Origin of the sequence: Limnohabitans sp., assembly GCF_044361645.1 — a bacterium.
Taxonomy (GTDB): domain Bacteria; phylum Pseudomonadota; class Gammaproteobacteria; order Burkholderiales; family Burkholderiaceae_C; genus Limnohabitans_A.
In genome coordinates this window covers 1-13,708 of sequence record NZ_JBIKIL010000010.1, presented here as the reverse complement: position 1 = coordinate 13,708, position 13,708 = coordinate 1, and the positions used below count along the sequence as shown (strand labels likewise).

General features: G+C 62.7%; 7 protein-coding genes. 2 read left to right on the top strand and 5 right to left on the bottom strand.

The genetic code is table 11. The annotated features are described in order from the left end of the window. The first annotated feature begins 141 nt into the window (after positions 1 to 141). Positions 142 to 7,167 carry an excinuclease ABC subunit UvrA gene (locus ACIQ39_RS02935; RefSeq protein WP_396433117.1) on the top strand — a complete coding sequence of 2,342 codons (7,026 nt, stop codon included), beginning with the start codon at positions 142 to 144 and terminating at the stop codon, positions 7,165 to 7,167. 106 nt (positions 7,168 to 7,273) lie between these two features. Beyond that, positions 7,274 to 8,956, top strand: a complete 1,683-nt coding sequence (locus ACIQ39_RS02930; RefSeq protein WP_396433116.1) for a ShlB/FhaC/HecB family hemolysin secretion/activation protein — start codon at positions 7,274 to 7,276, stop codon at positions 8,954 to 8,956. Positions 8,957 to 9,057: 101 nt separating this feature from the next. On the opposite strand, the gene ACIQ39_RS02925 is transcribed toward ACIQ39_RS02930, so the two are convergent. The 5 genes from ACIQ39_RS02925 to ACIQ39_RS02905 all read right to left on the bottom strand — a co-directional run. Beyond that, on the bottom strand, positions 9,058 to 10,224 hold the full coding sequence (locus ACIQ39_RS02925; protein WP_396433115.1) for a methyltransferase: 1,167 nt from the start codon (positions 10,222 to 10,224) through the stop codon (positions 9,058 to 9,060). Between the two features lie 231 nt (positions 10,225 to 10,455). After that, positions 10,456 to 11,244 (bottom strand): HAD-IIB family hydrolase, encoded by a 789-nt coding sequence (locus ACIQ39_RS02920; RefSeq protein ID WP_396433114.1) that lies wholly within the window; start codon positions 11,242 to 11,244, stop codon positions 10,456 to 10,458. Between the two features lie 12 nt (positions 11,245 to 11,256). Next, positions 11,257 to 12,102 carry a methylenetetrahydrofolate reductase [NAD(P)H] gene (gene metF / locus ACIQ39_RS02915; protein WP_396433113.1) on the bottom strand — a complete coding sequence of 282 codons (846 nt, stop codon included), beginning with the start codon at positions 12,100 to 12,102 and terminating at the stop codon, positions 11,257 to 11,259. Positions 12,103 to 12,118: 16 nt separating this feature from the next. Continuing rightward, entirely contained in the window at positions 12,119 to 12,967 is an 849-nt protein-coding gene (locus ACIQ39_RS02910) for a TlyA family RNA methyltransferase (RefSeq protein WP_396433112.1), read from the bottom strand. Positions 12,968 to 12,976: 9 nt separating this feature from the next. Beyond that, on the bottom strand, positions 12,977 to 13,708 hold a 732-nt coding region (locus ACIQ39_RS02905), incomplete at its 5' end, for an adenosylhomocysteinase (RefSeq protein WP_396433111.1).

Here is a 13,708-nt window from a genome sequence, read left to right as displayed (position 1 = left end):
TTCTGTCAGACGCCACGTTTGTGGGGTATCAAGGCCAGTGGTTTTCATGATCCCGGTCAAGAAAAAGGGACAAACTTGACCTGTTCGGGGTGCATCGGGCGCGGCCCTAGAATGTTTGGCCTCCACCCCACAAAGCCCAGCATGTCCCAAGGTCTCATCCGCATCCGTGGTGCACGTCAGCACAACCTCAAAAACATCGACTTGGACATCCGCACGGGCGAGTTGACCGTGGTCACGGGGCCGAGCGGCTCGGGCAAATCGAGCCTGGTGTTTGATACGCTGTACGCCGAAGGCCAGCGCCGTTATGTGGAGACCTTCAGCGCCTACGCCCGACAGTTTCTGGACCGCATGGACAAACCGGCGGTGGACAAGGTCGAGGGCGTGCCCCCCGCGATTGCGATTGACCAGACCAACCCGGTGCGCAGCTCTCGCTCCACGGTGGGCACCATGACCGAGCTGAACGACCACCTCAAGCTCTTGTTTGCCCGTTTGGGTCAGCTGTTTGACAAAGACACCGCGCAGCCGGTGCGCCACGACAACCCCGACACGATTTATGCCGAACTGGCCCAGCGTGCCGCGCAGGCAGGAGACCCGCGCCTGTACCTGACCTTCCCGGTGGAGCTGCCCGCCAACACCAGCGCCGAGCAGCTTGCGCAATGGCTGTCGGCCAGCGGTTTCACCAAGGTGCAGGCCGAGCGCGAAGTGGCCACACCCACCGGCCCGCGCAAGTTGCTGGACGTGATCGCCGACCGTTTTCGCATCGGCAAGGCCGAAAAAACCCGCGTGGTCGAAGCCATCGAAGTGGCCTTGAAGCGCGGCGGTCGCCTGAATGTGTATGCAGAGAAATTGGGGTCAGACCCCAATTCGCCTCCTGTCATGGCAAGCAGTGCCTCTTCAACCACGGATCGCTTCGTGCCTCGCGATGACGCAGGTCTTGTCATGGCAAGCAGTGCCTCTTCAACCACGGATCGCTTCGTGCCTCGCGATGACGCAGGTCTTGTCATGGCAAGCGGTGCCCCTTCAACCACGGATCGCTTCGTGCCTCGCGATGACGCGGGTCTTGTCATGGCAAGCAGTGCCTCTTCAACCACGGATCGCTTCGTGCCTGGCGATGACGCGGGTCTTGTCATGGCGAGCAGTGCCTCTTCCACCATGGATCGCTTCGTGCCTCGCGATGAAGCGGGTCTTGTCATGGCGAGCGAAGCGCGGCCATCCATCGCTGAGACGGCCAGCAGCTTTGACATCTGGCGTTTTTCCACAGGCCTGCATTGCCCCGACAGCGACCAGCGTTACACCGACCCGATCCCGTCGATGTTTTCCTTCAACTCGGCCGTGGGCGCGTGCGAGACCTGCCGGGGTTTTGGTCGGGTGATTGGCGTTGACTATGGCCTGGTCATTCCCAACCCCAAGCTGACCTTGCGCGCCGGGGCCATCAAGACGCTGCAAACCCCGGCCTGGCAAGAAAACCAGGACGACTTGATGCGCCACGCCGAGGCGGCCGGCATTCCGCGCGACACGCCCTGGGACAAGTTGACGAAAGCGCAGCAAGACTGGGTGATTCAAGGTTCGCCCGAGTGGAAGGGTCGCTGGAACCACCAGTGGTATGGCGTGAAGCGCTTTTTTGAGTACCTGGAGAGCAAGGCCTACAAGATGCATATCCGCGTGCTCTTGTCCAAGTACCGCAGTTACACCGAGTGCCCCAGCTGCCAAGGCGCGCGCTTGAAGACCGAGAGTTTGCTCTGGCGCATCGGCAGCCATTCGGATGCCGATGGGGTGCTGCCGGTCGAAAAACGCTTCATGCCCGCAGGTGTGAAGTGGACGCGGGCGCAGTTGGAGGCGTTGCCGGGTTTGAGTCTGCACGACATGATGATCATGCCGCTGGATCGGCTGCGCTTGTTCTTTGACCGGGTGTCGGCTTCGGGTCATTTGGGGCAGGGCACGGTGCTCGTGGCTGGGGAGGCTCCGGCCGGGGATGGACTGGGCTCCTCATACGGTGGGGGTACGCCCAAATCGTCGCCCAGCCCATCCCCGGCCGAAGCCGTGGGGGCGGGTGCAAACGCACCTAAACACGGAGTCACCAAGACGGCGATTGATACAGCGATCGAGAGGGCGCCAGACGCACGATCGACCACAAGGTCTGTGTCAGAGCGGGGGGCGGGCGACGATTTGGGCGTACCCCCGCCGTATGAGGAGCCCGCCCCCCGCTCTGATGCAGACCGAACCGCCAAAGAAACCACTGCATTCAAACGCTCAAATGCAGACCGCTTCTCCGAAGAAACCACCGAAGCAAACCAGGCAAAAACCCAAGGCCCAAGCGCCGAACAAAAAGCCCTGCAACTGTTGCTCGAAGAAATCACCACCCGCTTGAAATACCTGTGCGACGTGGGCATCGGTTACCTCACACTCGACCGCCAAAGCCGCACCCTGAGCGGCGGTGAAGTGCAGCGCATCAACCTCACCACGGCTTTGGGCACCAGTTTGGTCAACACGCTGTTTGTGCTGGACGAGCCCAGCATCGGCCTGCACCCGCGTGACATGCACCGCATCACCTTGGCCATGCACCGCCTGCGCGATGCGGGCAACACGCTGGTGGTGGTCGAGCACGACCCGGCCGTGATGATGGCCGCCGACCGCGTGATCGACATGGGCCCTGGCCCCGGTGAGCGCGGCGGGCAAATTGTCTTTGACGGCAGCAACGCCGAGCTGCGCAATGCCGACACCCTCACGGGTGCGTATCTGGGTGGACGCAAGCAAGTGGGCCTGGGCTTCAAGCGCATGGTGAGCGACAGCACGCCGCGCTTGATCTTGGAAGGTGCCCGCGAGCACAACCTGCAAAACATCAGCGTGGACTTTCCGCTGCAGCGCCTGGTCACCATCACCGGTGTCAGTGGCTCGGGCAAGTCGAGTTTGATTCAAGACGTGCTGGCCCCGGCCTTGCAGCGCCACTTTGGCAAAGCCACCGAAACACCCGGCGCTCACGACCGCCTGCTGGGCGCTGACCACCTGAGCGATGTGGTGTTTGTCGACCAGTCGCCGATTGGCAAAACCGCCCGCTCCAACCCGGTGAGTTATGTGGGCGCGTGGGACGCGATCCGCGAGATTTTTGCCACTGCGCCGCTGTCGCGCCAGCGCGGCTACACCGCCAGCAAGTTCAGCTTCAACGGCGGCGATGGGCGTTGCCCCACTTGCGGCGGTTCGGGTTTTGAGCACGTCGAGATGCAGTTCTTGAGTGACGTGTATTTGCGTTGCCCCGACTGCGATGGCAAGCGTTACCGCCCCGAGATTTTGGAAATCACCATCGAGCGCCAGGCTCTGGGTGGATCGCCACGCTTGGCTCGCGATGACGGCAATGTTTCAAGCGCCCTTATTGGTGGCTCAGCGCGACAGTCCATAACGCCGGGTGCGGCTAGAGATGGTGGTGGTGTTTCTGGTGCTGTCACTGCGAGCGTAGCGCGGCAGTCCATGCCTGTGGGGTCTGGTGTCAGGCACCTGAACGTGGCCGACGTGCTGGACTTGACGGTGAGCGAAGCCGCCGCTTTGTTTGCGCAAGACCGCGACGTGATCCGTGCCCTGCAGCCGATTGTCGATGTGGGCTTGGAATACGTGCGCCTGGGCCAGCCCGTGCCCACCTTGTCTGGCGGCGAGGCACAGCGCTTGAAGCTCGCAGGCTTTTTGGCCGAGGCCGCCAAAAGCGCCGCCAAAAGCCGCCAGAGTTTGGCGCGCAAGGGCACGCTGTTTTTGTTTGACGAGCCGACCACCGGCCTGCACTTTGACGACATCGCCAAGCTCATGCGCGCCCTGCGCAAGCTGCTGGAAGCCGGGCATTCGCTCATCGTCATCGAGCACAACCTGGACGTGATCCGCGCCAGCGACTGGTTGATCGATTTGGGGCCTGAGGGCGGCTATGCCGGTGGCCTGATCGTGGCCGAGGGCACGCCCGAAGATGTGCGCCAACACACCACATCGCACACCGGGCTTGCGCTGCGTGAGTACGCACAGGCCATGGGCGAGGTGGGGGTGGTGCGGGAGAAGGGGTTTGTGTGGGAAAAGGGGGCGGTGCGGGAGAAGGGGGCGGTGCGGGAGACGGGAATTGACGACCCAGGGTCCGTCACTGCGAGCAAAGCGCGGCAGTCCATGTCTGGATCGCCACGCTACGCTCGCGATGACCGCAATACCGGTGTGGGACACGGTGAGGTGCATGCCCGTCGCCAGTCAGCGCTGAACAACAACATCCAGATCGTCAACGCCAAAGAGCACAACCTGAAAAACCTGAGCGTGGACATTCCACGCGGCAAGTTCAATGTGGTCACCGGCGTCAGCGGTTCGGGCAAGTCCACGCTGGCCTTTGACATTTTGTTCAACGAAGGCCAGCGCCGTTATTTGGAAAGCCTGAACGCCTACGCCCGTTCCATCGTGCAGCCCGCAGGCCGGCCCGAGGTCGATGCGGTGTATGGCATCCCGCCCACCGTGGCGATTGAGCAGCGCCTGTCGCGCGGCGGTCGCAAATCCACTGTGGGCACCACCACCGAGGTCTGGCACTTTTTGCGTTTGCTCTACGTCAAGCTGGGCATTCAGCATTGCGTGCACGACAACACGCCCGTGCAACCCCAAACGCCCGACAGCATCATTGCCCAGCTGATGACGCAGTTCAAAGGCCAGCACATCGGCCTGCTGGCCCCGCTGGTGGTCAACCGCAAGGGCGTGTACACCGAGTTGGCCGACTGGGCGCGGCCGCGTGGCTACACCCACCTGCGTGTGGACGGCGAGTTTTTGCCCACACAAGGTTTTCCGCGCATCGACCGCTTCAAAGAGCACAACATCGAGCTGCCCGTGGCCAGCCTGGATGTGCTGCCCAAGCAAGAGGCCGCCTTGCGCCAAGCCTTGGCCAAAACCCTGGAGCACGGCAAAGGCGTGGTGCATGTGCTGAGCGATCTGCATGGCCTGCGCGAAGCCATGTTTCAGGGCGAGTCCACTGCCCGCATCGGCCAGCACCGCGTGTTCTCGACCCTGCGCGCTTGCCCCGCGTGCGCCACCTCGTATGCGGAACTTGACCCCCGTTTGTTCTCGTACAACAGCAAGCACGGCTGGTGCACCGACTGTGTGGGCACGGGCGTCAAGCTGAGCAAAGACGAGCGCTTGGTGTTTGACGACTCGGTGCAAGACGACAAAAACAAAGGCCGCGAGCAAACCTTTGCCGAGCCCGAGATCGAAGACCTGGCCAACGTGGCCTGCCCCAGCTGCTCGGGCACCCGCCTGAACGCCACGGCGCGTGCCGTGCGCCTGGGCTCAGCGCCGGGACAAGGCTGGCGCATCACCGACATCGCCAGCTTGTCGGTGACCGACGTGCGGCATTGGGTGCAAAAGCTGCACCTGACCGGGCGCGACGCCGAGATCGCCCGCGACCTGGTGCCTGAGATCCAAAGCCGCTTGGCGTTTTTGGAAGAAGTGGGCTTGGGTTACCTCACGCTCGACCGGGGTGCGCCCACGCTGTCGGGCGGCGAGGCCCAGCGCATCCGCCTGGCCGCTCAGTTGGGCAGCAACCTGCAAGGCGTGTGCTATGTGCTGGACGAGCCCACCATTGGCTTGCATGCGCGTGACAACCAGATATTGCTCAAGGCTTTGAAAAGCTTGAGCGACAAGGGCAACACCCTGGTGGTGGTGGAGCACGACGAAGACACCATCCGCCGCGCCGACCACATCATCGACATCGGCCCGAGCGCGGGCAAGCGCGGTGGCCGCTTGGTGGCCGAGGGCTCGGTGGCCGACATCACGGCGTCGGCCGATTCGCAAACCGGCCGCTATTTGTTGCACGCGATGAAGCACCCGATGCAGGCCCGGCGTGGCGTCACTGGATCGCCACGCTTCGCTCGCGATGACGAATTGAAAACTGCACGCGATGATGAACGGAAATCTGCTCGCGATGACGAATCGAAAACTGAACGCGATGACGGGCACCCGATGCAGCCCCGGCGTGGCGTCACTGGATCGCCACGCTTCGCTCGCGATGACGAATCGAAAACTGCACGCGATGACGGGCAGGCTGTCATTGCGAGGAGCGAAGCGACGCGGCAATCCATGCCTGATGCACCGAAAACGCCTGAACCGCAATGGCTCACCCTCACGGGTGCCAACCTGCACAACCTGCGCCAGGTCGATGTGCACGTGCCGCTCAGGCGCCTGGTGGCCGTCACCGGTGTCAGTGGCTCCGGCAAGTCCACCCTGGCCCGCGACGTGTTGTTGGCCAATGTGCAGGCGCTGGTCAGCCAGCGCGCCACCTTTGCAGGCCGCACGGCACAAGACGCCGGTCAGCGTGTGGCTTTGACGGCGTGCAGCGATGTGCAAGGCTTTGAGACGATTGACCGCGTGCTGGAGGTCGATCAAACCCCGATCGGTAAAACACCGCGCTCCTGCCCTGCCACTTACATTGGCTTTTGGGACACCATCCGCAAACTCTTTGCCGAAACCCTGGAGGCCAAAGCACGGGGTTATGCCGCCGGGCGCTTCAGCTTCAACACCGGCGAAGGCCGCTGCCCGGGCTGCGAGGGGCAGGGCATGCGCACCATCGAGATGAGCTTTTTGCCCGATGTGAAGGTGTCTTGCGAGACTTGCCGGGGCGCGCGTTTCAACCCCGAGACCCTGGCGGTGACTTGGCGCGGCAAGAGCATTGGCGATGTGCTGCAGATGGAGGTGGACGAGGCGGTGGACTTTTTCGTCAGCATGCCCAGCATCGCACACCCGCTGCAGTTGCTCAAGGATGTGGGCTTGGGTTACCTCACCTTGGGCCAGCCGTCGCCCACGCTCAGTGGCGGCGAAGCCCAGCGCATCAAGCTGGTGACCGAGTTGACCAAGGTGCGCGACGAAGTGGGCAAACGCGGCAACAAGGCCCCGCACACTTTGTATGTGCTGGACGAGCCCACCGTGGGCCTGCACATGGCCGATGTGGACAAACTCATCAGGGTGCTGCACCGGCTGGTCAACGCGGGCCACAGTGTGATCGTGATCGAGCATGACCTGGATGTGATCGCCGAAGCCGATTGGGTGATCGATCTGGGGCCAGAAGGCGGCAACGCCGGGGGCCGCATTGTGGCGGCGATGACACCCGAGGCCTTGGTGATGTTGGGCACGCACACGGGTGTGGCCTTGGGGCCGGTGCTGGCACGGGTGTGAACCCTCTGGTGGGTCTGCGGCCAATTGAGCCAAAATGGCGCTTGCGCTCTCGCTTTGTGCCGGTGGGGGCTTGCAGGTTGAATGTGGATGGACAGGAGTGCTTGCCATGACGAGCTTTTTTTCAATGCCCAGGTTCGCCCAGATGGGGCTGGCGACGCTGGTGGCCGCCTCAGGTGGTGCGGCGGTGTCGGCAGCGCCGCCCGATACCGCAGCGGCGCACAGACTGATGCAGGACTTGGGCTTGCAGCTGCGTGCGGGCCTGCGGCCCCAAGCCCCCGCGCATGTGGACACTTTGGGCCTGGTGGCCAACACGCCCATAGACGTTCTGGTGGCGGTTCAGGTCAAAAGCGCGGTCTTGCCCGACACCCTTGAAAGCTTTTGGCGGGCCCGCATCGGGGGGGCGGTGTCGGTCGATGACATCCGTGCTTTTCATGCGTGGTTTGATGAACATGCCGCCCAAAAAGGCTTCACGGCCTATGCCAAAACCGAGGTGTTGACCGTTCGTGGGGGCCAACAACTGAACATCCAAGTGGTGCAGCCCAAGCTCAACAGCGTGCGCATTGTGCGGCCCGAGAATCCGCAGGCTGCCGCCCATCTGGCGTCTGTCCAAACCCGCGTGGGGCGGGTTTTTCAGGCGGGCTTGCCCTTGGACACCGTGGCCTTGAGTCAGGTGCTGGATTCGGCCGCCTATGGTCTGCCGATTCAACTGGAGGCCAGCTTGTCGGCAGTGAGCTCTGAGTTGATTGATTTACGGGTCAACATCCTGCCCGCCGCGGCCATGCCGGACCGCCCCGCCCGGGGTGGGGTGATGTTGGCTACCCATGGCTTGCGCGAGCACGGACAGCCCCATTTGTTGGCCGCACTGACGCTGGGCATGCCAGCGGCCAAGTCGCAACTGGCCTTGTTGGCGCAGGCCGCGGAGGGTTTGGCCTACCTGCGTGCCGATTACGAAGGGCTGTGGCCCCAGTTTGACGCACGTTGGACGGTGTTTGGCACCAGCCTGCGCCAGCGTTCGGTGACACACCAGGCCAGCGCCACGGAGGGCGAGGTCGCTGAATTCGGCATGGGCTTGAGCCGCAACGTGGGCAGCAGCAGGGACCGGGTCTACCAAGCCGATGTGCTGCTGTTCAGCCGCGCCAGCGAAAGCCGCAGGCAGGACGCGGCTGCACCACCATTCAAATTGCATGACCACCAGTGGCGCTGGCGCTGGGCCATGGACAACGAGCGCCTGTCACGCTATCCCATGCGGGCCGAGTTGTCGCTGGTGCACGGCTATCACCTCCAAGCGGCCAGCGAGGCGGTGCGGGCCGGGCATTACGCGCGTGTCAATGCGGCGTTCAAAGGGCATGTCTTGTTGAACCACAGCGGCAGTTTGCGCTTGGCAGGCCACACCAAAGCGCAGTGGGCCAGTCGCAACTTGTCGGCCCACAACCAAATCGCGCTGGGAGGTGTCCAAGGGGTGCGGGCGTACACCTCTGCCGACGGTGTGGGTGACCACGGCTTTTTGGTCAGTGCGGCCTTGATCCAAGACATTGGCCAAGCCGTGTCGGTCTCGGCCTTTTATGACGGCGGGCGCGTGCAGCTGCAGGCGGACCCTTTGCAAGCCGCGTCTGTGACCCGCTATGCCTTGCAGGCGGTGGGTGTGCAATTGCAGGGCCAGGTTGCGCAATTGCACTACACCTTGACGTGGGCCAGGGGCCAAAAAAGCCATGCGCTTGGGGTGCCCCATGCGTCCGAGTCCAAGCCCGTGAACAACCGAGCAGATTTGGCGCTGAGTTACCTTTTTTAAACTTGGGGCCCCGCACTGCTGGGGCTGGCAGGCGGGCAAGCAACAGGGCTCAGCAAGGTTTCAGGGAGGGTTCAGGAAGGGTTCGGTAAGGGTTTTCAGGCTCATGCGGGCAGCGCCGCCAAACGCCACAAAGAGGTGACTTCGGCCGAGCGCGCAGCATGCAGCGGATCGCTCGCATCTTGGGCCTTGGCGTGCTCGGGTTTGACGTCCATGCGGCCCAGCACCTGCAAGCCCGCATCTGCGATCCAGCCCAGCAAAGCCTCGCGGGTGCGCAAACCCAGGTGTTCGGCCAGGTCCGACAAAATCAACCAGCCTTCGCCACCTGCACACAGGTGGGCGGGCAGGCCGGTCAAGAAGCCCCTGAGCATTTGGCTGCCCTCGTCGTACACCGCTTGCTCCAGCAAGGTGGTGGGGCGGGCGGGCAACCAAGGCGGGTTGCAAACCACCAAGGCCGCTTGGCCTGGTGGAAACAAAGGGGTCTGCACCAGTTGCACTTGGTTTTGCAAGCCCAAGCGTTGCAAGTTGTCCAAGGCGCAGGCCATGGCACGCTCGGACAGGTCGGTGCCCACCACCTGCGCTGCGCCGCGCCGCGCCAACACCGCCGACAAAACGCCAGTGCCCACGCCGATGTCAAACGCCACAGAGTGTGTGCGCAGCGCTTGCGGCAGCGGGGCTTTGGCAACCAGAGCCACATACTCGCCGCGCACTGGCGAGAACACGCCGTAATGCGGGTAAATGCGCAAGGCCTCGCCCATGGCAGGCACTTCAACACCGTTTTTGCGCCACTCAAAAGCGCCGATCACGCCTTGCAAGCTGCGCAGCGAGATGACCGAGGCTTGCGCGTTGGACGGGCCAAAAGCCTGCACGCAGGCGGCTTGCACATCGGGCGCGCGGCGCAGGTCAATGCCGTAGTCGCTGTTCAGCTCCAGCAAGACTTGGCTCAAGATGCGCGTGCGCTGTGCTTGCGCTTGCCGGTGGGTGTGGAAGGCCGTGCCGGGGGGGGCGGGTGTCTCGGTGTTGGGCTTTTTGACGCGGGCTTTTTTGGGCTTGTCGATGCGCCGTGTCAGCGCTTGCAGCATTTGCCGCGCGTTCTGAAAGTCGCTGCGCCACAGCAAAGCTGTGCCCGCGCAGGCCAGGCGGTAAGCGGTGTCGGCGCTCATGGTGTCGTCGGCCAGCACCACGGTTTTGGGCAGCACTTGGTCAGAGCGCCAAAGGGCAGAGCGTGGGCCGTCTTTTTCAGACCATGTCAAGAGGGTGGGGGCGGTCATGCGCTGTCCATTTCAGTGAAAAAGGCTGTCGTTGTGGGTGTAGGGCAAGGGGCTTTTGGCAAGGGCGACTCGCGCCGCAATTTTTGTCATCTTGGACCTTTGCCTCGGATGAACACGAGCGACCTCGGGATCAGCCCAAACACCGATTGGACCCAACTGCATTGGCCATGGTGCGCCAAAGGGGCACAACGCAGCAACTGAGTGGGAATGGCGCTTGGACAGCGCCGTGGGTCAGGCCCTTTGCGCCAGCAGGTGCCTGGCCATTTCGGCAAAACCGGCACCACGCTCACTGGGGGTGATGTAGCGCGGAGGGTGGGTCAACTGCGCCTCAAAGCGGCGGATGTTGGCCACCCCCACACTGTGCGGGAAGTGTGCAAACATCACTTGGTCGTTGCCTGAGTCTCCCACATAAACCCATCGGTCGATTTCGGCCGACAGATCACGGCCCCACAACTCGCGCAAGATCCAGCGGGCACCGGTGAGTTTGCTGTGCTCGCCCCACCAGCCGTTGATGTGGATGCTGCTCACTGTTGCGGTCATGCCTGCGCTTTGCATGCAGCGCACCACGCTGTCGATGGCTGTTTGCGGCAAATGTGTGAACTCGCCGTGGTCAATGGCGATGTCGGTCTCACGCCCCAGACTGTCTTGTGAGCGCTTTGCGCCAGGCACCTGGTGTTCGATTTGCGCCAACACTTGTTGCATGCGGGCAAAGTTGGAGGCCCGCGTGTTGGCATCTTGCTGGTACAGCTTGCGAAGGGCTTGGCCAGCGGGGTGCAGCAGCCCGACCGCGCCGTTTTCAGCCACGATCGCGTCCACAGGCCAGCGGCTCGCAAAGGCTTCACTCCAGCCGGCAGGCCGCCCCGTGATCGGCACCACCAGCAGGCCTGCGGCTTTCAGGTCGGCCAAGGCTTGCAGGGCATCGGCCGTGATGGCACCTGCGGTGGTCAAGGTGTCGTCGATGTCGGTGAAAACGCCCAGCCAGGGCTGCGCTGGGCGGGGCCAATCGGTCAGGTCCAGCATGCGCAGGCCAAGTCAGCGGCTGAGCTCACCGAGGCGCTGCACAATGTGCAGCGTGGGTGCGCTCTGGTTCATGGTGTAGAAATGGATCGCGGGCACGCCGCCGTTGGCGAGTTGCTCGCACAGGTCAGACACCACGTCCAGGCCAAACGCCTTGATCGACTCGGCATCGTCACCATAGGCCTGCAAACGCAGCCTGATCCAACGCGGGATCTCGGCCCCGCAGGCATCCGAGAACCGCAGCAACTGCGAAGAACTGGTGATCGGCATGATGCCCGGCACCACCGGCACGTCCACGCCCAATTTGTAGGCATCGTCGACAAAGCGGAAGTACGCATCGCTGTTGTAAAAATATTGCGTGATGGCCGAGTTGGCCCCGGCCTTCACCTTGGTGACGAAGGCTTGCAAATCGGCCTCGGGCGACTTGGCCTGCGGGTGAATCTCGGGGTAAGCGGCCACCTCGATGTGGAAGTCGTCACCGGTCTCGGCGCGGATGAAAGCCACCAGATCGCTGGCGTAGTGGAACTCACCGCCTGCGCCATAGCCGCTGGGCAAATCGCCGCGCAAAGCCACCAAGCGCTTGACGCCCATGGCTTTGAGCGTGGCCAGCTCGGCGCGCACCGAGGCCTTGCTGGCACCGATGCAAGAAAAATGGGAGGCCGCTGACACGCCCTCGCTTTGGATCGCGCTCACCGTGGCAAAGGTGCCCTCTTGTGTCGAGCCGCCCGCACCGTAAGTGACCGAGCAAAACTCGGGCTTCAAGGCGTAGAGCTTTTCACGCACGCCGCGCAGTTTTTCTGCACCTTCGGGGGTTTTGGGCGGAAAAAATTCCAGGCTGATGGGCAGCTTCAAACCAGACATCACAACACCTTCAAATTCAATAGTCGTTGGCCTTGGCATAGGCCTTGGCGGCCAGATCGGCCTCGTGCGCCAGACGCGTTTTTTCACGCGCAGGCTGCACCGCAGCAGGCTCAGGCCAGCAGGCCTGGACAAAAAACTCGTGGTTGCCGTCACCGCCCGCAATGGGGCTGTCGAGCCAGGCCGTCACTGTCATGCCCAATTCGGTCAAGGCCGTGCGCACACGCTGTTCGATGAAGGGGAAATGCGTGTCGTCTTTCACAATGCCGCCTTTGCCCACTTGGCCCGGTTGCAACTCAAACTGGGGTTTGACCAGCATCAGCAGCTGGCCCGTGGGCTTGAGCAAATGCACCACGCCGGGCAGCACCAGGGTGAGTGAGATGAAGGACACATCACCCACCACCAAGTCAAAGCCCGCCAGTGCATCGGGTACGCGTTCGTCTCCTGGCTCGAGCTCGCGGGCGTTCACACCCTCGATGCACACCACCCGTTCGTCTTGGCTGATGCGCGGATGCACTTGGGCATGGCCCACGTCAATGCCCACCACCTCAGACGCGCCGTGTTGCAACAAACAGTCTGTGAAACCCCCGGTGCTTTGGCCCACATCCAAGCAGCGCAAACCCTTCACCTGAAGGCCTGTGGCCTTCAAAGCCCCTTCGAGCTTGAGGCCACCGCGCGACACATAACGCGACTCGGCATCGTCCAACAGTTCCAAAGCGGCGCTTTCGGGCACCTCGTCGCGGTTTTTTACGACGCTGCGCCAGAGCCCGTCAGGCTGCTGCCACTTCAAGCCCCCGGCGATCAAGCGCTGGGCTTGCGAGCGAGAAGCGGCCAAGCCACGTTCGACGAGAAGTTGGTCAATGCGCATGCGGTGGGGTCAATAACGGTAGGTGTCAGCCTTGTAAGGGCCGTTTTTCGAGACACCGATGTAAGCGGCTTGCTCTTCGCTCAGCACGGTCAACATGGCGCCCACCTTTTCGAGGTGCAAACGCGCCACTTTTTCGTCCAGGTGCTTGGGCAGCACATAGACTTTGCCGTTTTCGTACTGGTCTTGCTTGGTGAACAGCTCGATTTGGGCAATCGTCTGGTTCGCAAAGCTGGCGCTCATCACAAAGCTGGGGTGGCCCGTGGCGCAACCCAGGTTGACCAAGCGGCCTTTGGCCAACAGGGTGATCTTTTTGCCATCGGGGAAGATGATGTGGTCGACTTGCGGCTTGATCTCGTCCCACTGGCACTTTTCCAGCGAAGCCACATCGATCTCGTTGTCAAAGTGACCGATGTTGCAAACGATGGCTTCGTCTTTCATGGCGGCCATGTGCTCGTAGCGGATCACGTTCTTGTTGCCAGTGGCCGAGACAAAGATGTCGCACTTGTCGGCGGCGTATTCCATGGTCACCACTTTGAAGCCTTCCATGGCCGCTTGCAGGGCGTTGATCGGGTCGATCTCGGTCACCCAGACTTGGGCGCTCAAGGCGCGCAAAGCTTGGGCCGAGCCCTTGCCCACGTCGCCGTAACCGGCGACCACGGCCACTTTGCCGGCGATCATCACGTCGGTGGCGCGCTTGATGGAATCCACCAAGGACTCGCGGCAGCCGTACAGGTTGTCAAA